This window comes from Paenibacillus phocaeensis (assembly GCF_900021165.1).
GTDB classification, from domain to species: Bacteria; Bacillota; Bacilli; order Paenibacillales; family Paenibacillaceae; genus Fontibacillus; species Fontibacillus phocaensis.
In genome coordinates this window covers 155,410-176,566 of record NZ_FCOQ01000006.1, presented here as the reverse complement: position 1 = coordinate 176,566, position 21,157 = coordinate 155,410, and the positions used below count along the sequence as shown (strand labels likewise).

General features: G+C 54.1%; 15 protein-coding genes. 7 read left to right on the top strand and 8 right to left on the bottom strand.

All coding sequences use genetic code 11. The annotated features are described in order from the left end of the window. Positions 1-227 precede the first annotated feature (227 nt). From BN3795_RS01305 to BN3795_RS01290, 4 genes are all read right to left on the bottom strand, one after another. On the bottom strand, positions 228-2,552 hold the full coding sequence (locus BN3795_RS01305) for a glycoside hydrolase family 65 protein (protein ID WP_068782938.1): 2,325 nt from the start codon (positions 2,550-2,552) through the stop codon (positions 228-230). A 136-nt stretch (positions 2,553-2,688) separates the two neighbouring features. After that, positions 2,689-3,348, bottom strand: coding sequence for a beta-phosphoglucomutase (gene pgmB, locus BN3795_RS01300; RefSeq protein ID WP_068782937.1), 660 nt, complete (start codon positions 3,346-3,348; stop codon positions 2,689-2,691). 107 nt (positions 3,349-3,455) lie between these two features. Further along, positions 3,456-4,493 (bottom strand): LacI family DNA-binding transcriptional regulator, encoded by a 1,038-nt coding sequence (locus tag BN3795_RS01295; RefSeq protein ID WP_068782936.1) that lies wholly within the window; start codon positions 4,491-4,493, stop codon positions 3,456-3,458. Positions 4,494-4,753: 260 nt separating this feature from the next. Next, entirely contained in the window at positions 4,754-6,496 is a 1,743-nt protein-coding gene (locus tag BN3795_RS01290) for an alpha-glycosidase (RefSeq protein WP_068782935.1), read from the bottom strand. Positions 6,497-7,096: 600 nt separating this feature from the next. Between BN3795_RS01290 and BN3795_RS01280 the strand changes: the two genes are divergently transcribed. The 4 genes from BN3795_RS01280 (at position 7,097) to BN3795_RS01265 (ending at position 12,828) form a co-directional block, all read left to right on the top strand. Then, entirely contained in the window at positions 7,097-8,416 is a 1,320-nt protein-coding gene (locus tag BN3795_RS01280) for a sugar ABC transporter substrate-binding protein (RefSeq protein ID WP_068782933.1), read from the top strand. 97 nt (positions 8,417-8,513) lie between these two features. After that, on the top strand, positions 8,514-9,818 hold the full coding sequence (locus tag BN3795_RS01275) for a carbohydrate ABC transporter permease (RefSeq protein ID WP_068782932.1): 1,305 nt from the start codon (positions 8,514-8,516) through the stop codon (positions 9,816-9,818). Next, the gene (locus tag BN3795_RS01270; protein WP_068782931.1) at positions 9,815-10,660 is read left to right on the top strand and encodes a sugar ABC transporter permease; all 846 of its coding nucleotides are present in this window, start codon (positions 9,815-9,817) and stop codon (positions 10,658-10,660) included. Before BN3795_RS01275 ends, BN3795_RS01270 begins: the two co-directional genes overlap by 4 nt. 92 nt (positions 10,661-10,752) lie before the next feature. Continuing rightward, positions 10,753-12,828 (top strand): methyl-accepting chemotaxis protein, encoded by a 2,076-nt coding sequence (locus tag BN3795_RS01265; RefSeq protein WP_068782930.1) that lies wholly within the window; start codon positions 10,753-10,755, stop codon positions 12,826-12,828. A 71-nt stretch (positions 12,829-12,899) separates the two neighbouring features. On the opposite strand, the gene BN3795_RS01260 is transcribed toward BN3795_RS01265, so the two are convergent. Further along, positions 12,900-14,609 carry an alpha-amylase family glycosyl hydrolase gene (locus tag BN3795_RS01260; protein ID WP_068782929.1) on the bottom strand — a complete coding sequence of 570 codons (1,710 nt, stop codon included), beginning with the start codon at positions 14,607-14,609 and terminating at the stop codon, positions 12,900-12,902. A 356-nt stretch (positions 14,610-14,965) separates the two neighbouring features. On the opposite strand from BN3795_RS01260, the gene BN3795_RS01255 reads away from it, so the two are divergent. From BN3795_RS01255 to BN3795_RS01240, 3 genes are all read left to right on the top strand, one after another. Then, entirely contained in the window at positions 14,966-16,357 is a 1,392-nt protein-coding gene (locus tag BN3795_RS01255) for an L-cystine transporter (protein WP_068782928.1), read from the top strand. A gap of 577 nt (positions 16,358-16,934) precedes the next feature. Beyond that, positions 16,935-17,519, top strand: a complete 585-nt coding sequence (locus tag BN3795_RS01245) for a sigma-70 family RNA polymerase sigma factor (protein WP_110944924.1) — start codon at positions 16,935-16,937, stop codon at positions 17,517-17,519. Continuing rightward, positions 17,516-18,481, top strand: a complete 966-nt coding sequence (locus tag BN3795_RS01240) for a DUF4367 domain-containing protein (RefSeq protein ID WP_068782926.1) — start codon at positions 17,516-17,518, stop codon at positions 18,479-18,481. Before BN3795_RS01245 ends, BN3795_RS01240 begins: the two co-directional genes overlap by 4 nt. 350 nt (positions 18,482-18,831) lie before the next feature. On the opposite strand, the gene BN3795_RS01235 is transcribed toward BN3795_RS01240, so the two are convergent. From BN3795_RS01235 to BN3795_RS01225, 3 genes are read right to left on the bottom strand one after another with little or no spacing between them, the layout of a single operon-like run. Next, the gene (locus BN3795_RS01235; protein WP_068782925.1) at positions 18,832-20,100 is read right to left on the bottom strand and encodes a hypothetical protein; all 1,269 of its coding nucleotides are present in this window, start codon (positions 20,098-20,100) and stop codon (positions 18,832-18,834) included. Positions 20,101-20,111: 11 nt separating this feature from the next. Then, complete coding sequence (locus tag BN3795_RS01230; RefSeq protein ID WP_068782924.1) at positions 20,112-20,600, bottom strand: prepilin-type N-terminal cleavage/methylation domain-containing protein; 489 nt, start codon at positions 20,598-20,600, stop codon at positions 20,112-20,114. After that, complete coding sequence (locus BN3795_RS01225; RefSeq protein WP_068782923.1) at positions 20,597-21,082, bottom strand: type IV pilus modification PilV family protein; 486 nt, start codon at positions 21,080-21,082, stop codon at positions 20,597-20,599. The genes BN3795_RS01230 and BN3795_RS01225 overlap by 4 nt, the downstream gene beginning before the upstream one ends. Positions 21,083-21,157 lie beyond the last annotated feature (75 nt).

Sequence of the window (21,157 nt, the reverse complement as noted above, 5' to 3'; positions counted from 1 at the left end):
CAAGCGCAGCTCTTGCACTCACGCCCCCGAGCGCCGCCCTTGCGCTTAGCTCAGCGCGGAAGGCTTCGAGCGCTGGGGCTTGCACCTGGTTCAGGGGCCCACGCCCCCGAACGCTGCTCTTGCCTTTGGCACAGGGCCCACGGGCCCGGTGTGCCCCTTGCGCTTAGCACAGCGTGAAGGCCCAAGCGCAGCTCTTGCACTCACGCCCCCGAGCGCCGCCCTTGCGCTTAGCTCAGCGCGGAAGGCTCCGAGCGTTGGGCTTGCACCTGGCTTTTTGCGCCGACCGTGTAGCTTTGGTCGTAGATGCGGATGGCCGCCGGCGTATCGGATTCGTTCGTCACGATAATGCTGTTCGCGGTGGCGTTCACTTGCAGCAGGGTGCCGCGGAACATCACCTTGAACGAGAACGACGTCCAGTGGGACGGGATGAACGGACGCAGCACCAGCTCGCCTTCGCGGACGCGCAGGCCGCCGAAGCCCTGCACGATGGCCATCCACGTGCCGGCCATGCTGGTCGTATGACAGCCGTCCTCGGTGTCATTGTTGTAGTTGTCGAGATCCAGACGCGCGGTGCGCAGGTACATCTCGTACGCCTTCTCCTGATACCCGAGCTCGCAAGCGAGGATCGCGTGCACGCAAGGGGAGAGGGAGGACTCGTGAACGGTCATCGGCTCGTAGAAGTCGAAGTTGCGTTTCTTCGTGTCCAGGTCATACCGGTCGCCGAGGAAGAACAAACCTTGCAGCACATCGGCCTGCTTGATGAAGCACGAACGCAGGATGCGGTCCCACGACCAGTTTTGGTTGATCGGCAGATGCTTCGGATCCAGGTCCTTGACGGCCATCAGCTCTTTGTCGAGGAAGCCGTCCTGCTGCAGGAACACGCCGCGCTCTTCATCGTACGGGTAGTACATGTTGTCGATGATGTGCTGCCATTGCTTCGTTTCCGTCTCTTCAAGGCCCAGCTTCTCTACCAGTTCCGCATAGTGCGCGGCATCCTGCGCTTTGAGTTCGCCCAGCACTTCCAGCGTGTACTCCAACGTCCAGACCGCGATCCGGTTGGTGTACCAGTTGTTGTTGACGTTGTTCTCGTATTCGTTCGGTCCGGTGACGCCCAGCATCACGTATTTGTTCTTCGCCTGCGAGAAGTTGACGCGCTGCTCCCAGAAGCGGGAAATTTCCACGAGGACCTCGAGGCCGTATTCGCCTAGGTATGATTTATCGCCTGTATAATTTACATAGTTAAAAATCGCGTAAGCGATCGCCCCGTTCCGATGGATCTCCTCGAACGTGATTTCCCATTCGTTATGGCATTCCTCGCCGTTCATCGTCACCATCGGATACAGCGCGCCTTTCGTGAAGCCCAGCTTGCGGGCGTTCTCCTTCGCTTTCTCCAAATGCTTATAACGGTAGATCAGCAAGTTGCGAGCGATATCGGATTCCGCGGTGCTCAGATAGAACGGCAGGCAATACGCTTCCGTATCCCAGTAGGTGCTGCCGCCGTATTTTTCCCCGGTGAAGCCCTTAGGTCCGATATTCAGACGGTCGTCCTCGCCGCTGTAGGTTTGATTCAATTGGAAAATATTAAAGCGGATCGCCTGCTGCGCCGACACGTCGCCGTCGATGATGATATCGCTCATTTCCCATTTCTTCGCCCAGGCTTCAGCCTGCTCGCGCCGCAGCGCATCGAATCCGGCTTGCTTCGCGGAGCGCAGCGCTTCCGTTCCGGCTTTCACCAGATCGCCTAACCCGTGATCGCGGGAGGTCACATTCGCTACGTATTTGAACAACGTAACCGTTTCGTTCGCAGACGCGTTAACCGCAACTTCGGCGGAAACGAATTTCTCCTGCTCATGGAACGCAGGCGTCAGCTCCAGACGTTTCCCGCCTTGCTCCACATCAAAGGCCATCACCGACGTGACGTGGAAGTCGAGCTTCTTCGTCTTCACGGTCAAGTAGGAGATCTCCGCACCGGCGGCTTTCTCAACCTCCAGCCAGAATTTCTCCTCATAGTTGGAGTCCTTGTTCTTCACATCGCTGTCGAGGTAAGGCGCAAAACGCAGCTCTCCGCTGAAATTCAGCGGCGTTACCGCATAGCGGATCGCCCCGATCTCATGGCGCACGATGCTGACGAACCGTACCGCTTCCACCGCCAGCTCCTTGCCGTCCTTCATGACGGCAGTAAAACGGCGGGAGAGGTAACCTTCCTTCATATTCAGTTCGCGGATGAAGTCCTTCACCTCGCACTCGGCCAAATCCAGCGCCACGCCGTCTACGAACACGTTAATACCGATCCAGTTGGTGCTGTTCAATACTTTGGCGAAGTATTCGGGATAGCCGTTCTTCCACCAGCCCACCCGCGTTTTGTCCGGGTAATAGACGCCGGCCATATAGCTGCCTTGCAGGGAAGGACCGCTATACTGTTCCTCGAAATTCGCGCGTTGGCCCATATATCCGTTGCCGATACTGAAAATGCTCTCGGAAATTTCATGATTCGTCGGATCAAAGGATTCCTCCAGGATGGACCAAGGATCCACCTTTAAATACTGTTTCACGCTAACCGCTCCTTTAGTCTTTTCTACTAGATTATTTATGCAATAAAAGAACGAGAGCTATTCGCCGCCGTCGGCTCGCCTGAATTTCGAGGAATGGCGAACCGCGCCATGCGAAGCTGCCCCGGGCTTCCCGCGTTTATTCCGCGGCCAGTTGTTGCAGCAGAGCGACGGAGACATCGCCCAGCGAAGAGACGACCCGGTCGGCTTCGCCAAGGGTATCCGGCGAACCGATGCCGATGCAGCGCATGCCGGCCCGGCGGGCAGCCTCGATCCCGGCTTCCGCGTCCTCGAACACGACGCACGCCTCCGGGGCAACGCCTACTTCCGCGGCGCCGAGCAGGAACACTTCAGGGTCCGGCTTGGCGCTGGAGGTGCGGGTGCCGTCGATGATCGCATCGAAGTAGGGCGTCAGCCCGGTGTTCTGTAAAATGATCGGCGCGTTCTTGCTGGCCGAGCCCAGCGCCGTCTTCAGCCCGTTCTCGCGGCATTGCTGGAGGAACTCCAGCGCTCCCGGCAGAATTTCCGATGCATCCATTCGGGAGATGTATTCGACGTACCAATTGTTTTTGCGTTCAGCCAGTTCCAGCTTGACGTTGTCTTCCAGCTGAAGACCGCCTACAGAGAGCAAAATATCGAGCGAAGCCATGCGGCTTACGCCTTTCAGCTTCTCATTATCCCGTTCGGTGAAGGCGAAGCCCAGTTCCTCGGCCAAGCGCTTCCAGGCCAGATAATGGTACTTCGCGGTATCGACAAGCACGCCGTCGAGATCGAATAAACAAGCTTGAATCGGATTCATAATTAACCTCCTGTTATGACCCAAATTAGCGCAAACGTTTGAACAAACGGTGAAAAATAAAGGAAGCTTCAGCTTCCGTTTATTTTCCTAACCCGCCTATGCGTCCCTTATGATTTCTTAGGGACGGAATACATCGACGAATCGCGGACGATCAGGCGATGCGGAATAATCTGCCGCTTCGGATAGACCTTGTCCCCGCTGCTTTGTATCGATTGAATCAACACCTGCGAGGCGGTGTAACCCAAATTGTAGATCCCGATATCCACGCTGCTGAGCGGCGGTGTTGAGAGTTCCGACAGCGGAATATTGTTGAAGCTGACCAGGCACAAATCCTCAGGCACTTTGTATTTCAGCTCGTGCAGGCCGCGAAGCACGCCAAACGCTACAACGTCGTCGATCATGACCAGGGCCGTCGGACGGTCCGGAAGATTCATGAAGAACGACATCGCCCGATAGCCGCTGTCCTGTAAAAACTCACCTTCGACAATCCATTCGGGCCGGCACTCCAGGCCTGAATCTTTGAGCGCATCCTGATAGCCCTTCAACCGGTCTTTGGAGACGACGAGCTCCGGAGGTCCGCTGACGAACCCGATCCGTTCATGTCCCAACGCGATCAAATGTTTCGTGGCGTCGTACGACGCCTGGATATTATCATTATCCACCGTTAAAATATCAGGATATTTCTCGCTGCGTCCGATCAGTACGAACGGGTGACCGCCTTCATGGAGAAAATCGATCACAGGATCGTTCTGCCGTGAATACAGCAAAATAACCCCGTCCACCCGGCGTCCGTTCAACAGCCTGGAGACGCTTTCGACTTCTTCCTTCTCATTGGCTCCGGAGCTGATGAGGACGTCGTAACCAAGACGGCTGGCCTGGGTTACAATGCCGCGAATCAATTCCATAAAGAAGAAATTGGAGAATAACTCCTCGGCGGACTTCGGCAGCATGATGCAAATGCTGTTTGTCGTTTTGGAGACCAGACTCTTGGCCATAATGTTCGGATGATAACCAAGCTGGTCCATAATGAGCTTCACTTTGCGCGAAGTTTCCGCGCTGATTCTGGGGTGATTGGACAGCACCCGGGACACGGTAGAGGGCGATACTCCGGCCTTTTTGGCGACATCCTTAATGGTGACGGCCATAAAAAACCTCCTCTGTGGAACCGTTTGCTTTACACTGTAATATTAATCGAAAGAAAAAGGAAAGTAAATAGAGAATCTGGGGATAAGCCGCATACATTCGCCTTTGGTTCGGGATCATCCCCACGGAAATCGACAGTAAAGGGAATAATTAACTGCCCCTATTGCGCAAACGTTTTACTATTAAAAAGAACCGCGGCCGGCCTTTTCATTTCCGAATAAGGCCGGCCGCAGGGAGCTTGCGAGATCAGGGCGGATCTAACTTACGCTTGCGTCAGTACGGCATAGCCGTAAGCCGGCAGCCTAACGGCGAGCTTGCCTTCGGTGGTGCTGTAGGTTTGACCGCTAAAGGCATCGCGCCAAGCTTGACCTGCCGCAGGAACCTCGAGGGTCTGCCCGGCATCGTAGTTGTTCAGCAAGACCAGCACTTTTTCACCGTTTAGTATGCGCTCATAAGCCAGTTTCGAACCTTCTTTTTCCGCGAGCAGGAATTTCAGGCTGCCGGTACGCAGCGGAGCCAGCTGCTTGCGAACGGCGATGAGTTTCTGATAGAACGCGAACAGGTCGCGGTCCTGACGTTTTGGATCCCATTCCATGCACTTGCGGCAATCCGGATCTTGACCGCCGTCAAGGCCGACCTCGTCCCCGTAGTAAATGCAAGGCGTTCCGCTGTATGTAAACTGGAACAGGGCCGCCAGTTTCATTTGCGCTTTATTGCCTTCGCATAACGTCAGGAGGCGTGGAGTATCGTGGCTGTCCAACAGGTTAAACGCCACTTCGCTGGCTTGGAGCGGATACCGGGACAACTGTTTGCCGATCGCATTCGCGAAGCCCTCGGCATCCAGCGTGCCGCGAACGACAAAATCAAGCACGGCTTCGGTGAACGGATAGTTCATGACGGCGTCGAATTGATCCCCTTGCAGCCAACCGGACGACTCATGCCAGATTTCGCCCAAGATGTAGGCGTCCGGATTCGCGGCTTTTACGGTCTTGCGGAAATCGCGCCAGAAGGCATGGTCCACTTCATTTGCGACGTCCAGCCGCCAGCCGTCAATCCCCACTTCCTTGATCCAGAATTCAGCGACTTTAAGCAAGTATTCTTTGACTTCCGGATTTTCCGTGTTCAGCTTCGGCATCAGCGGCTCGAACGCAAACGTGTCGTACGTCGGCACGCCGTTCTTCACTTGCAGCGGATATTCGCGCACATAGAACCAGTCCTTGTAGCGGGATTTGTCGCCCTTTTCCATCACATCGACGAAGGGAGCAAACGTCTTGCCCGAATGGTTGAATACCGCATCGAACAACACCTTGATTCCCCGCTCATGGCAGGCTTGAACCAGCTTCTTGACCGTGGCGATATCGCCGAAATGCGGGTCGATCTTCATATAATCGGCCGTATCGTATTTATGGTTCGTTGTAGCTTCGAACAATGGGGTGAAATAGATGCCCGTTATCCCGAGCCCGCTGAGATGATCGAGATGATCGATGACCCCTTGCAGATCCCCGCCGAAGAAGTTGTCGCGTTCCGGCTTGCCGCCCCAAGGCAACACGCCCTTCGGATCGTTGCTCAGGTCGCCGTTCGCGAACCGTTCCGGGAAGATTTGATAGAAGATCGCGTCCTTCACCCATGCCGGCGGCGTGAACACGTCGATCGGATTAATGAACGGGAATTCGAACAGCCGTTCCGGGCCGGCCGGGCGCTCCTTCGTAAATTCGTTTTCCGTCATCCAGATTTGCTCATCGCCGGACTTCAGCAGGAAGCCGTATCTCGTCCGGCGCAGCGGCGGCTGGTATGCGCATTCCCAGTAATCGAACATCTCGTCACTGATCATCAAGGTCATCGGAATCAGCTCTTTGCTCTGATCCCACATGTATTTGTCCCCGACAAAAGCGTAAACCTCGGTGAGATCCTTTTTCTTGGCGCGCAGGCGCAGATGAAGTGTTTGGTTGTCGTAGGCATAAGTCCAGTTAAGCTTGGGACGGTGATACACCGCTTCGAGTAACATAAGAAATCCCTCCTGAATAGTTAGTGACCGCTTGTGTCCGCCTGGCCCCCCGTTCCGCCTAAGCTTTGGAAGCAAAAAAAGCACATCCAAGCCGGAAACGGGCCGAGGATGTACCTTTCGATAACAGCGCCTTCAAATTATGGAACCGAGCGGCAAAGCTAGTATTGCTCTCATTGATCCGGATTATAACATTGTTCAAACCATTGCACAAGACGATAAAGATCGGGAGGTTATCCCGTTGAAAACAATAGGGGGGAAGGACCAAGCAACGTTAAATATCGCTCGATACATCGAGAAAAAACGCACAAACATGCAACATAGGCATTCCTATGGCAAGTTCAAGATAATACAAAAAATGCGAATTCCAGAGTAAATCAAAGAATTGGAGAGTATTGAAATGATTTTCCCCAGTTTTTCTACTGTGCAAACGTTTTTACAACTCTTCTGGCATGATGTATGATGTGATACATGGATAAAGCGCTTTCGGGCGGGAAATACTAAACTATCGCAAAAGAAAGTCCATAAGGCCGAATAGTTTCAGGTATTTTCTGAAAACGTTTGCGCAACAAATGTCTACATCATTTAGGAGGGGTTATGGTTATGAAGTTCAAAAAGGCTTTGACCTTGGTTGCGGCAGTGTCCTTGGTTATTTCGATCACAGCATGCGGATCAAATAACGGCGGCAATAATGGAAACGCCAATGCGCCGGCCAACCAAACTGAAAATGCAGGAAATGCGGGCACAGGCGATAATGTTCCGGCTGACTCGATCGTGCCTGAAGACGGCGCGGAGCTGGTGATTTGGGAAAGTAAAGAAGAGAAAGTATTTACCGAGGAAATCGCCAAGCAATTCACGGAAAAATACGGCGTAAACGTAAAAATCGAAGAAGTGGCTCCAACCGACCAAATCGGTAAATTGACGCAGGACGGTCCTTCCGGGCTGGCTGCCGACGTCCTGATCGTCCCTCACGATCACTTGGGTAATGCGGCAACCTCCGGCTTGATTTTGCCAAACGACGTGTTTGCGGATGAGACTACGAAGAACAATACGGAAGCCTCGATCCAAGGCGCAACTTACGACGGCATGCTGTACGGTTATCCGAGAGCAGCCGAAACGATGGCTCTGTATTACAATAAATCGCTTCTTCCCGAAGCGCCGAAGGACTTCAAAGACGTGCTGGAATTCAGCAAAACGTTTACCGACAAATCCAAAAACAAATACGGGATCATGTGGGAAGTCGGGAACATGTACTTCAACTATCCGTTCATTGCCAGCACCGGCGGTTACCTGTTTGGCGATAACGGCACGAACCCGGACGACATCGGTCTGGCTAACGAAGGCGCACTTGAAAGCTTGAAAGTGTTCCAAAGCTTGAAGGAAGTTCTGCCGATCAACAGCGGCGACATCAACCCGGACATCAAACGCAGCTTGTTTAATGAAGGCGACGTAGCGATGGACATCAACGGCCCTTGGGAACTGGCTGGTTACAAAGCCGCTCTCGGCGACAACCTGGGTCTTGCCCTGTATCCATCTGTCAATGGCAAGACGGCGATCACTTTCTCCGGCATTAAAATTTGGGTCGTGAACTCCTTTACGAAATATCCGAATGCAGCCAAACTGTTCGCGCATTTCGCTTCTACGAAAGAGGCTCAACTGCTGCTGAACGAAAAAGTAGGCGCGGTTCCGACGAACCTCGAAGCGCTGGAAACCGACCAAATCAAAAACGATCCATACGTATCCGTATTTGCTGAGCAAGCGAAGAACTCTCAACCGATGCCTTCGATTCCGGAAATGGCGAACGTTTGGTCTCCGGTAAACGCAGCGCTCCCGGAAATCTGGAATAATAATGCGGATCCGAAACAAGCTATGGAAAGTGCTGTGAAACAAATTAAGGAATTGAACAGCGGGGCAGCTGAGTAAGTCAGAACTTACTTTCACCCAATGTGGATAGGTTGAGCCCGCCGCTTATAGCGGCGGGTCATCCTTAATTTCCCAAGGGAGAGGAGAAGGAAGGGAAATGGACCGACACCAACATCGGAACCGGGCGACGATTCTGTCGATACTGTGCATGGGCCTTGGACAACTCTATAACCGGCAATGGGTTAAAGGGTTGCTGCTCGTCCTTTTTGAAGCATTCAGCATCATTTATCTCGTTCGAAACTTAGGGTATGCGATTTGGGGGATCATTACGCTCGGGGAGACACCAAGAACCGGCGCGAATATGAACGGAAACTGGGATCACTCGATCTTCATCATGATCCAAAGTTTGATCACGCTGCTGTTTGTGGCTATTTTGATCATCGTATATATCATGAACGTCAAGGATGCCCGCAAAATCGGGCTGGAACGGGACAAAGGCAAGAAGCCGAATAACTTTAAGCAAACGGTGCGTTACGTACTGGATTACAAATTCGCTGTCGCTTTTTTAAGCATTCCCGCCATCGGGATTTTATTTTTTACCGTGATGCCGATCATTTTCATGATCTTGCTTGCGTTTACCAACTATTCGGCGCCCAAACACATTCCGCCGGCGATGCTGGTCGATTGGGTCGGATTCGGTACGTTTAAGAATCTGGTGGCGCTCAAAACCTGGAGCCATACCTTTTACGGCGTTTTGACCTGGACGATTATCTGGGCGATCTTGTCGACGGTGACGACCTATTTCGGGGGTCTGCTCGTGGCTTTGCTCATCAATCAACAGGGCATCCGCTTTAAAGGGCTGTGGAGAACGATTTTAATTCTTCCTTATGCCATTCCGCAGCTGATCTCGCTGCTTGTGATGCGAAATATGTTTAACGGCCAGTTCGGCCCGATTAACCAGTACCTCGGGTATTTCGGACTCGGCGGCCTGCCGTGGCTGACTGATCCGTTCTGGGCGAAGGTTACGGTTATCGTTGTCAACATGTGGGTCGGGATTCCGGTCTCCATGCTGCTGATCCTGGGCGTATTGACGACGATCCCAAAGGACTTGTACGAAGCGGCTGAAGTGGACGGTGCCACCGGGTACCAGAAGTTCAGAATCGTGACGTTGCCGATGGTTCTGTTCACAACGGCCCCCACGCTGATTACCCAGTTCGCCGGCAACATCAACAACTTTAACGCCATCTTCCTGTTGACGGGCGGCGATCCGGTGAAGGGGGATTATCAGTATGCCGGGGCCACCGACCTTCTGGTTACGTGGTTGTATAAGCTGACGCTGAACCAGAACAAATACAACATGGCCTCTGCTATCGGGATCATCATTTTCATCATTATCGCTTCGTTCTCGATTTACAACTACCGCAGAACCAAGTCGTTTAAAGAGGAGGATATGATCCAATGAGCGGACGGAAAATACGAAACGCGATTCGGTTGGGCGCCAGCTACATTGTGCTGGTACTGCTGTGCATAGCCGCCGTCTACCCTGTGCTTTGGGTCGTCTTCGGTTCTTTGCGGCCGGGCAAATCGCTTTATAGCAAAACGCTGATTCCGGAGAAGTTTACGTTTGACCATTATATCGAACTGTTTACGTCCAAAACTTATTTGTTTGGCACCTGGTACTTGAATACGCTGAAAATCGCCGTTTGCTCCATGATCCTCGGCGTGCTGCTGACGCTGCTCACCAGCTACGCGGTATCCCGGTTCCGGTTCCGCGGACGCAAAACAGCGCTATCAGGACTGCTCGTCCTGGGCATGTTCCCGGGCTTCATGAGCATGATCGCCATTTACCTGTTGCTGCGGGAGCTGCAACTGCTGGATACGCATTTGGCGCTCATTATCGTCTATGCGGCCGGGGCGCCGCTCGGCGGCACGTTTATCGCCAAGGGCTTCCTCGATACGATCCCGCGATCGCTCGATGAGGCGGCAAGGATCGACGGGGCCAGCAACTTCCTGATTTTCCGGCGTATTATTCTCCCGCTGTCCAAGCCGATGCTGACGTATATGGCGTTAACCCAGTTTGTCGGTCCCTGGGTTGACTTCATCTTCGCGCGGCTCGTGCTGCGGACGAAGGAGAACTGGACGCTGGCCGTCGGGATGTGGGACATGGTCAGCAGCAACCAGAACAGTAACTTTACTTTATTCGCCGCAGGGGCGGTTCTGATCGCTCTCCCGATCACGATCCTGTTCATGTTCCTGCAGCGCCTGCTTGTCGACGGGTTGACTTCGGGCGCCAGCAAAGGATAATGCAGCAAGCGGTTAGAGACACCTGGGTATAGCCACAGTCATGCTGGGCTATACCCTTTTTTTATACATATGATAAAAAGGGGATGCGGGGTATGAAGAAGCTTCGCGGTGGGTGGCGTTGGAACTCCGTGGGCTTGAAAATGTTTGTGATCGTAGTTGCGGCGGTCGTCGCCTTGTCGGCGGTACTGGGATTCAGCTCCTACCGGGCGTCGCGGGAAATTATTCGGGAGCAGGTGGCGGCGGCTTCGGCCCAAGCGGTGGAGCAGGCGGCGGACAAGCTCGATTTTCTGCTTGACCAGTATGAGGCTACCTCGCGGCAGCTTGCCGTGGACCAGACGCTGCGGAGTGACCTTGAAACGGTGAATCAGCCGGATATCGGAACGGTCGCGAGGACACAAGCCGAGGACCGGATCCGCAAGAAGCTGGATGCGCTGAAGGGCGCCGACGAGCGCCTGCAAGGGCTGCGCTTGGTCGCCAAGAGCCTGGAAGATGTGAAGTCGTACAAATCGTCGGGGGTCAGCGGGGTGCGTACGCATGAAGCGGTGGAGGACCGCGTGCAGGCGGTGCTGGAGGCGGAGGGCGATCCCGTGTGGTTCCCGGCGCTGCAGAAAGGCTTCTTTAATGCCTATACCGAGCCGACGGTGACGATGGCCCGGTTGCTGCGGAACATGAATCATCCCGAGGCGGAGTACATTCTGTTGTTCGAGATCAAAGCGCAGGCGCTGGGGGGAATTCTCGGCAACCTGCAAATCGGGAAAACCGGTCAGGTGCGGGTGCTGACCGCCGATAACCACATTGTCCATGCGGCGGATCCGGCCCTCCTGGAGACGGAATCCGTGATCAAAGTCAACCCAGAACTAGCCAAATCGGGGGAGAGCTCGTTCCGGGCGGCCGACGAGCAAGGAGTTCAGCAACTGGTGGTATATCGGCCGCTGAAAACCGCCGACTGGCGGATCGTCGGGTTTGCTCCGGAAAGCGACTTCCTGAGCGCAGCAGATCGGCTGCTGGTTGTGACATTGTTTGTTCTTCTGGGCGCGGTGGTGGTCGCGGCTATGATCGGGTATTTACTGGTGCGCATGGTCGGACGGCCATTGGAGAAGCTGGTCCGGCTCATGGAGGAAGGCGAACGCGGGAATCTGCAGGTGCGTACGCACTTTAAGGGACGCGATGAAATCGGAAGACTGGGGCATAGCTTCAACCGAATGCTGGAGCAAATCTCCAGATTAGTGGAGCGAACCAGCGAGTCGGCAGTCGAATTGCTGGCAACTGCGGAGAATTTGACGAAGGCTTCCCGGGACACCTCCCAGACTGCGGCAGAAATTGCACAGGCGACTGGGGAAATTGCAGCCGGAGCGGAGACCCTGGCTGCGGAGGCGGAGAAAGGAACCGAGACGGCCGAACAGATCGGCGGCCAAATGGGCCAAGTGGCCCGCCTCAATGCGGCGATGGACGAATCGGCCGTCCGCGTCATCGAGGTCAGCCACAAAGGGGAAGCCTATATGGAACAATTGGTGGAGAAGACGGAGTCGGTGTCGCGCATGACCGTCCTGCTGGAGGAAAATTCGGACAAGCTGAGCCGAAGCACCCGCTCAATCCGGTCGATCCTGGTCCCTATGGTGGAAATGACGAAGCAAACGAATATTTTGTCGCTGAACGCTTCGATCGAAGCCTCTCGCGCCGGGGCGGCCGGCAAGGGGTTTAGGGTCATCGCCGGGGAAATTCGCGAACTGGCCGCGGCTTCCGGCGAATCGATCCAAACGGTGTCGGCGATCACCGAGGAGATTCAGGAGGCGATCAGGCAAACCGTCGAGGTGCTGACGGGCATTTCGCCGCTGTTCGCGGCGCAGACGGAAGCCGTGAAAGAGGCGGCAGGCATCTTCCAGAACGTCAAAGCGGAAATGGAGCGGTTTGTGACGGAAATCCGGAATTCATCCGCATCCGTACAAGCCCTGCTGCATTCGCAGTCGATCCTGCAGGATTTTGTGGACACGGTCAGCTCGGTCGTGGAGCAAACCAACGCCTCTACAGAGGAGGTGGCTTCCATGTCCCAAGAGCAGCACCGGGTCAGCGCGGGATTGGTGAATCTGTCGGCACGCTTGGAAGAGCTGGCGGCACACCTGCAACGCTCGCTAAGCGCGTTCCAGGGAGAAGGCGCCGCGGATTCATAACGGAAAAACGCTTCGGCGGAAGGAAGCCTGCGCTTTCCTTCGACGCCGTAGCGTTTTATTTTGATGGAGCCTTATTCCAAGATTGCCGTCGAGTAGGCGGGGATCGTCAGCGTGTTCCCGCTAAGGCCTGTTCCTTCGCCCGTTTCCGCAAGCACTTGGGTAAAGCTCTTGCCGTCCGCTTGACTCGGATTTAAGGAGAGGGTAAGTTTGCTGCTGGTCAAGTTGTGAGCAACCAGCACGGCCTGCTCCTCCGTCATGCGTGTATAAGCTGTAATTCCCGGCTGGTTCGTCGCATACTCCTGGATCGCGCCGTCTTTGAGCGCGGGAATCCTGCTGCGCATCCGAATCAGCTTGCGGTAATGCGACAGGAGGGAGGCGGAGTCGCCGGTTTGCTCGCTGACACTAAGGCCTTTTTTGCCGGTATTGTTCTCTGCAACCTCCCAGGTCGTTTGCCCTTGGCTGTCGTCCGGCGTCCAGCGCATCGGCTCGCGGATCAGCTCGTCGGGTTTCGCGCCTAACATCCCGATTTCTTCGCCGTAATAAATAAACGGATTGCCGGGCAGCGTCAGCAGCAGGCTCGCCGCCACTTTAGCATGTGGTAAATCGCCTTCCAGTTGAGTCATGACCCGGTTCTGATCATGGTTGGTCAGAAACGTAGCATCGACGAAGTTGCCGCCGGATTTCTCGCCGTAGAGCTTATACGATCGCTCCAGCGTGAAAGGGATATTCGCATCCTTCTCATTCTTGACGCTGCTGAGGATCGTTTCGGCCAGGCTAAAGTTAAACCCGGAATCCAAGGCCCCGTCCAGATAGGAGGAGATCAAAGCCGCCGAAGGATCCCATACCTCTCCGACGAGGTAGGCTTCCGGATTCACCTCATTTAATCCGCTGCGGAATTCCTGCCACCAGGCCACATTTTTGTTGGTGGTTCCTTGGCTTTTGTCCGTCTGTAGGTCTTCGTAGATGTGCTTCGCAGCGTCGAGGCGGAACCCGTCCAGACCTTGCTCCAGCCAAAATTTTCCCGTATCGATCATCTCTTTCCTTACATCCGGGTTATCGAAATTGAGATCGGGCATTCCGTCCCAGAAAATCCCCAGGTAATGATCGCCGCGCAAGCTATGCCAAGGGTTGCCGCTGCCTGCGGCACTGGTTCCGGACGTGGCCCGACCGCTGTCCTCGGCCCAGACGTACCAGTCCCGGTAGGCGCTGTTTTTATCGGTGGCCGATTGGGTGAACCAGGGATGCTCCTTGCTGGTGTGGTTGACGACCAGGTCCATGATGACTTTAATCCCGCGTTTGTGCGCTTCGTTCAGAAACTCGCGGAAGTCGTCCAGCGTACCATAATCCGGATTGATGTCGCGGTAATCCGTGACGTCATAGCCATGGTAGCTCGGCGAAGGGTTGATCGGCATCAGCCAGATGCCGCCAATTCCGAGATCGGTGTCCGTATCCGGGTTCCCGTCATTCAAATAGTCTAGCTTCTGGGTTAAGCCGCGAAGATCCCCGATCCCGTCGCCATTCGAGTCGGCAAAAGACCGAACAAACACTTCATAGAATACCGTGGATGGCTGGGGGTCCACCGTCCCGGAAGCAGCGGTTGTTCCGCCCCCGGCTGTGTTCTGACTTGAATCTGCAACGGTTCCGGTATTGCTCTCCTTCGGTTCTGTGGCAGCGCTGTGACTGCCCGGCGTTCCGGTGCAGCCTGCGAGCAGCAGCAGGATCAGGACAGCGCTTCCAAACTGCCGCAGCCTGTTACGCCGGAGAAGGCCTGTGGTTGGCATCCCTCATCTTCCTTTCACTAATCATCCGTTATTCCACCATCATAACCGACCTAAAGACAAAGGTAAAACGTTTGCACAAGCGAAATTACGCAAAATTTAGAGCTACAGTGATTTGTTCGGATATTAACTAGAGAAATCTAACGTTTGCTTCTATTTTCTCTTGGAATCCGGTGACTTTATGCTGCTTTATTCAAGACGCCGGAGTCTTTTTAATTTGTTGACAGGCCTTGTTAAAATTAATCCTATCAAAATACTCGTATATGTGTTATCATACGATTTGTAAATTGCATCTGGGCGTTAACCCACCTTGGTGCGAGGACGAATTTATGTATTATTTTTCAGGGGGAGATCTGATTATGGATACCTTGCGTATCATCATTAATGTAGCCGTCATGGTGGTGCTGATTGGCGTTCTGGTTTGGATGCAGAAGAAGCACGTTTCTTTTACAAAACGGGTATTTACCGGACTGGGTCTTGGCCTGGTGTTCGGGGTTATCCTGCAAGTGTCCTACGGGGCAAGCTCCGAGGTGATTGCGAAATCAACCGACTGGTTTAATTTGGCCGGCCGAGGTTACGTCGGACTGCTGCAAATGGTCGTGATTCCGCTGATCATGGTATCGATCATCTCAGCCATTATGAACCTCAAGGGCAAGCAGAATTTGGGCAAAATGAGCGGCTTGATCATCGCAGTGCTGCTGATTACGACAGCTATCGCTGCGAGCGTCAGCATCGTGACGAGCTTGAGCTTCGATCTCAAGGCGATCGAAATCCAGGCGGGCGATCGGGAGCAGGCGCGCGGGACGGCGCTGGAAGAACGGCTGGGCTCGGTGGAAGACAAGACGATTCCGCAGCAAGTTCTGGACTTCATCCCAACTAATCCTTTTGCCGATATGACGGGGGCACGGAGCACCTCGACCTTGGCGGTCGTGATTTTCTCGGCGTTCATCGGGGTTGCCGTGCTTGGCTTGGATAAGAAGAAGCCGGAGCAAGCGGACACGTTCCGCAAAGTGGTTGAAGCGGTTTACGCCGTCGTGATGCGGATCGTTACGCTGGTGCTGCGTCTGACGCCTTACGGCATCCTGGCGCTGATCACAAACGTTGCGGCCACGACTAATGCCGAAGAGATTCTGAAACTGATCAAGTTCGTGGGTGCTTCCTACGTGGCCTTGATCGTGATGTTCATCATTCACTTGATTTTGTTGGCCGCATTCGGCTACAATCCGATTCAATATGTGCGTAAAGTGTTCCCAACGCTGGTGTTTGCGTTCACCTCGCGTTCGAGTGCAGCAACGATTCCGTTGAATGTCGAAACTCAAACGAAACGTCTGGGCGTACCGGAAGGGATTGCCAACTTGTCCGCTTCGTTTGGTGCAACGATCGGGCAGAACGGCTGCGCCGGGATTTATCCGGCGATGCTGGCTGTGATGATCGCCCCAACGGTGGGCATCAATCCGATGAGCTGGGATTTCATCCTGACGCTGATCCTGGTCGTAACCATCAGTTCGTTTGGCGTTGCCGGCGTTGGCGGCGGAGCGACGTTTGCTTCGCTGATCGTCCTGTCGACGATGAATCTGCCGGTTGCATTGGCGGGTCTCTTGATCTCCGTTGAACCGTTGATCGATATGGGCCGGACTGCTCTGAACGTCAACGACTCGATCACCGCCGGCGTAATCACCGGCAAGATCCTCGGCGAGAACGATATCGAAGCCTTCAAACGCGATGTAGATTTGGACGTCGTGACGGCCTAATAAAAGCATAGAGATTGCGAAGAGGAACCGCTGGGGGTAGGCCCGGCGGTTTTTTGGCATGATCGCGTACCTGGAACTGTGTGCGTGCAACTGTTTGCCTGTAACTGTGTACCCTCAACTGTCTGCACTCAACTGGCGGACTCTTTGCACGATTATCCCCTTTGATCAGATGGCGGGAATGGAGAAATCCTCCCTCTTTGATCAAGTGGCCGAGAATGAAGAAGTTCTTGCCTTACCTCTGGAACTCTGAACTCTGAACTCTGAACTCTGGATTCTGGATTCTGGATTCTGGATTCTGGATTCTGGACTCTGAAACTCTGGATTCTGAACTCTGAACCTCTGAACTCTGAACCTTGAACCCCGGACTCTGGTTCTGCCCCCTGGCAAGGCCCCTTCTCCCGGAACTCTGAATGAAAGGGATAATCCTGCAAAGGGGGCACGAGAGAAATCAAAGGCGGCGTGTAATGAATTCCGCACCTGAAACGTATTAACATACGGATGACTTGGAGGCGGCATCCTGCCGCGCGGAGGAAGCGGCCCCGAGAAATCCGTTCCTTGGAGAAAGGAGGGGGAGGAAATGCTGCAGCAGCGCGCGCTGTTTCCGACGGTGAAGGAGCAGGACAAGCAGGATCAGGAAGAGCGGACAGCCGGATCGGTCGAAACGGAGTTTGACGCGATTTTTGAAACTTACTATAGCCGAATTTTCAAATATATACGTTTTCGGGTGGACTGCGAATATGCGGCAGAGGACTTGACCAGCCAGGTTTTTGAGAAAGTGCTGACCCGATATCGCACCTTCCGGGCCGACCGTTCCCCGCTTGAGGTATGGCTGATCGCCATAGCCCGCAACACGGTAAACGATTATTACCGCAGACAGAAGAGACGGAAACTGTTCTCCCTGGATCTGTTCAAAGAGTCGGCATCTCAGGAGCAAGGGCCGGAGGATCGGACCCTCATCCGGGAAGCGGAAACCGAATTGAATCGAGCCTTGCAATTGCTTAAGCCCCAGGAGCGGCATCTTCTTGCGCTCAAATTCGGGGCAGGACTGAAAAATGTCCAAATCGCTGAATTCACAGGTCTGAGTGAAAGCCATGTCGGCGTAATGATGTTTCGCGCCATGAAGAAATTGAAGCTTGAATTGGAAAGGAAGGATGAAAGGTGAACCATCAGGAACAACACCGTCGGTTTGAGGCAGACGTGGACGCTTTGCTGGACGGATGCGTGGGTTCCGCAGAGCCGGTCGGGGCGCATTCGGATCTGCTAGCCATCGGCAGAACGCTGGCCGCCGCCGACTTTGGCGCGGCCGATCATAAAGGGGCGGTTAAGCGCCGGATTGCGCAGAGAAACGCCGCCGCCGGAGCCTTGCGTGGGAGAGTCGGCTGGAAGTTCGCCGGAATCGCGGCGATCGCTGCCGCATCCGCTATCGTGGTTGGGGTGGCGTTTACCCAGCCGACGTTTGCAAGCACGATGCTGAGCCGGATCATTTCCACCATTTCGTTGGGCCATATTACTGCAATTCAAGTTGAGCCTCCTTCGGAGAATTTGTCCTATCCGATTCCTAAAGACATGCGCGGTCAAATATTTACAAAGGAAGGCAAACCCGTAGACGAGGTGACAGCCCAGACGGGACCGTTGTATACGGCTGACGGGCAGGAGATTTATGACTTTACGAACGGGCGAATCGTAACCAAAGCCGAAGCGGAAGCGCAGGAAAAAGAAGGGGTACGGATTTTGACCGATCCGGACACGTTAAGCGCGCACACCAGTTTCAAGGTGAAATGGCCGGATTATTTACCGGAAGGATATACTTTTAACCGGGCTGAACAGTTTGTCGATGAGCAGGGGGAGGTTAGCCCCAAATATATCAAGTTGTATTTTAGCAAGGGTGACACGGGGAAAGAAATTAAAGTCATGGAAGCGTATGCCGACGAAGAAGCCGCATATATCTGGTCCACGGACGGCACGATCGAACAGGCGAAAGTTAACGGAACGGATGCCGTCATAATTAATGAACACACGCTCGACTGGGAGGCGGACGGATTATATCTCACGGTGCATACGAAAGGCATGGGCGAAAAGATTGAAAAAAGCGAACTGATCCGGATCGCCGAGTCTCTGAAGTAACAAGTCTGCTCTCCGAGCGTCAACAAACAAAGAACAAACCGGCTTGCCATAGCGAGTCGGTTTGTTCGTGCGCTGGGGGGATGGCTGATAGGATGCCGTGGTGGCCCGTGCCGAGCGTCACTCTTACGGATCTGAGAGACCTTATTTGTCCCCAATGGGGCAGGTTCAAATTGTAACGGATCGTAGAGCCTTTATTTGGCCGATAAAGGGGGTCAGATTGCTCCAAAACGCCAAATAAGGTCTTTGTGTTCCGTTACAATGCTGGGAACGCTGTTTTCTCCGAAATAACGGCTCTGGAATCCGTTAGAGTTAGCTGAACTGCACTGAAGCTGTTCGGGAAGCTGTTCAGTTCAGTTAATCACGAGGTTTTTTTCCTCAAACAAGATCTCCGAAGGTTTCTCGGGTGCGGTGGGCAGAGTGGCGGTGCCGTTGATGGTAACTTTATCGTTCCCGTTGATGGTGAGCGCACCGTTCGTATAGACATTGCCGGATAAGGTAGCCGGAGAGTTTCCGTTGTTGAGGTTGATCGAACCTGCCGCGAACAAGTTAAATTGATTATCCCCGTTTAGGCTGCTGTTCGATGCGCCTGTAATATAGATGTTTTTTGCCGTCAGCGTACCGCTTATGTTTAGTGTGTTTCCGTAAAAATCCCCGGTCAGCGTTACTTTGGGCTCACTGTTAAAGTTAGTACTTCCGTTTACTTTGATTAGGTTCGCTTGCAGTTTCGTATTGCTGCCGCCGTTTATTATCAGATCTCCGCTAATGTAGATGATTCCGCTGGTAATGATCGACGAATTGGCTTCCAGGGTAACACCGCCTTTGATCCAAAGGTCGCCATCCACGGTTAATGAAACATTGGACATCAGCTTGATCGAATCCAATACAGTAGATTTTGTGAATGGGGTGTTGTTTTTGACCTCGAAATCCAACTGTGTTGCCCGGGTCGAGAAGAGGGCTGAGTGGGTCGTTTTAATCTCCTGATCGACTTGATCAACAATGGACGTGATCTCCACCCGGTTAGGCGGGGGGAGATCTGGCCCTGCCGGTAATGTCGGGGATACCAGAACCCCGTTGATTTTGGACGGGTTGTAGGTGACGGCGCCCGCTGAGTAGACGTTGCCATTGATGATAGCCCCATTCAGGCTTATAGCCCCAAAGCTGACCACCGCATACCCGCCCGTTCCGGTTCCCGGAGAGGGATTGCCGGGAGTGAAGGAAAGCGTAATCTCCACCTTGCGGCGGAAGGTTTGCGTGATCTTGTCTGATATTCCATCGGCTTTGACGATCGCCACGTATCGCTGGTTCTCCTTGTCCAAGGTTACAGTGCCCGGTTCCACGAATGGAGCGGCGGCAGCCTCGACATCCTCCAGGGTCACTTTGTCCTTCTCCTTCAACGCCATCACAGCCGCTCGCAGATCGGCAAGCTTAATGAGCAGCTTCGTTTCGCCGTCGGCTTGGGCGGAGACGATATCTTCGGAGATGTTCACCATGCCTTGGGAGTTCGTCACCGACTGCATAAGCAGCGTCCCGACGATGAGCAGGATGGCCACCAGAAGCAGCACAGAGACCAAGGCATAACCTTGCTCTTGGCGGAAAGCGGTTTGTCCTCTTCTTTTCATCCCTACACTCCTCACGAGATCAGTTTAATCGAAACGAACAAATAGATCGGCTCCACCTCCGGCCTATTCCTCAGCGCCACTTGCAGGTTTACCTGCAGATCGTTCGGTCCCTTGGAAAAGGTCGTACCGGTTAAATCCAGCGTGTCCTCGCTGAGACGGACGCCATTGAGGAGAAGCCGCCCCCCGTCAAGCTGGACGCGAATCGTCCGGGAAGTCTCCGAGAGTGCATCGGTGACCACCTCCGCCTGAAATTGAGTAAAGCGGCTGCCGGAGCTTGTGACGGTCACGGCGTTTCTCAGCTTGGCTTGGAGTGCGGAGCTTAGCGTAATCGCCTCATTCCGAAGCTGCGTCTCGTCGTTAACCCGTCCAAAAGCGAACAGAGAGGTGGTCAGCACCGTCGACACCAACACGATCAGCAGACCGGAGAGAGCCAAGGCGGCCAGCAGCTCCACCAGGGTTATTCCGTCTTCTCGGCGAAGCCGCCGGATAAGTTCTCTCATGGTAAACTCCCTCCTCCGGCGGTGGCGTAGTTTTTCTTCACCGCGCCGGTGATCGAGACCTTATGTCTATACTTGCCGGCTCCCTGGGACGGGTCGGGCTGCCAGTACGCCGTTACGGTAATGTACAGGATGTCGGGGTGGGCAGCATAGGCAGGGCTGTGATCGCTGACCTCGGCTTTTATCAGATAGATCCCACGGGTTGTATCGGGCAGCGCTCCCGGAGGCCGGCTGGCCAGGGCCTGCAGCTCTGAGAATTTCATAGACTGAACCTCATGCAGCCGAGCGTTGGCCAAATGGGTCGCGGAGAGACGCTGATTCGTAAGCTTGCTGTGCGAAGCGCTGTTCGAAAAGTAGGAGAGAAAATATAAGCTGACAATAGAGAGAATGACCAGAGCCAGGGCCACTTCAAGAAGCGTCAGGCCTTCTTCTTGCGCGAACGTCTGGCGAAGGAGCCGCCTTTTTTGACATAAATTAGATTTCATGACCACCCACTCGCTTTCAAACGGCAGTAAAATGTTGAGTCTTGTTTAACGATGGAGAGTCCTGTCGAGCTTTGT

Excerpts from the sequence above, each read along its gene's own strand:
- pgmB (WP_068782937.1), bottom strand. The coding sequence starts at position 3,348 with ATGAATCCGATTCAAGCTTGTTTATTCGATCTCGACGGCGTGCTTGTC.
- BN3795_RS01295 (WP_068782936.1), bottom strand. The coding sequence starts at position 4,493 with ATGGCCGTCACCATTAAGGATGTCGCCAAAAAGGCCGGAGTATCGCCC.
- BN3795_RS01290 (WP_068782935.1), bottom strand. The coding sequence starts at position 6,496 with ATGTTACTCGAAGCGGTGTATCACCGTCCCAAGCTTAACTGGACTTAT.
- BN3795_RS01280 (WP_068782933.1), top strand. The coding sequence starts at position 7,097 with ATGAAGTTCAAAAAGGCTTTGACCTTGGTTGCGGCAGTGTCCTTGGTT.
- BN3795_RS01275 (WP_068782932.1), top strand. The coding sequence starts at position 8,514 with ATGGACCGACACCAACATCGGAACCGGGCGACGATTCTGTCGATACTG.
- BN3795_RS01270 (WP_068782931.1), top strand. The coding sequence starts at position 9,815 with ATGAGCGGACGGAAAATACGAAACGCGATTCGGTTGGGCGCCAGCTAC.
- BN3795_RS01265 (WP_068782930.1), top strand. The coding sequence starts at position 10,753 with ATGAAGAAGCTTCGCGGTGGGTGGCGTTGGAACTCCGTGGGCTTGAAA.
- BN3795_RS01260 (WP_068782929.1), bottom strand. The coding sequence starts at position 14,609 with ATGCCAACCACAGGCCTTCTCCGGCGTAACAGGCTGCGGCAGTTTGGA.
- BN3795_RS01255 (WP_068782928.1), top strand. The coding sequence starts at position 14,966 with ATGGATACCTTGCGTATCATCATTAATGTAGCCGTCATGGTGGTGCTG.
- BN3795_RS01245 (WP_110944924.1), top strand. The coding sequence starts at position 16,935 with ATGCTGCAGCAGCGCGCGCTGTTTCCGACGGTGAAGGAGCAGGACAAG.
- BN3795_RS01235 (WP_068782925.1), bottom strand. The coding sequence starts at position 20,100 with ATGAAAAGAAGAGGACAAACCGCTTTCCGCCAAGAGCAAGGTTATGCC.
- BN3795_RS01230 (WP_068782924.1), bottom strand. The coding sequence starts at position 20,600 with ATGAGAGAACTTATCCGGCGGCTTCGCCGAGAAGACGGAATAACCCTG.
- BN3795_RS01225 (WP_068782923.1), bottom strand. The coding sequence starts at position 21,082 with ATGAAATCTAATTTATGTCAAAAAAGGCGGCTCCTTCGCCAGACGTTC.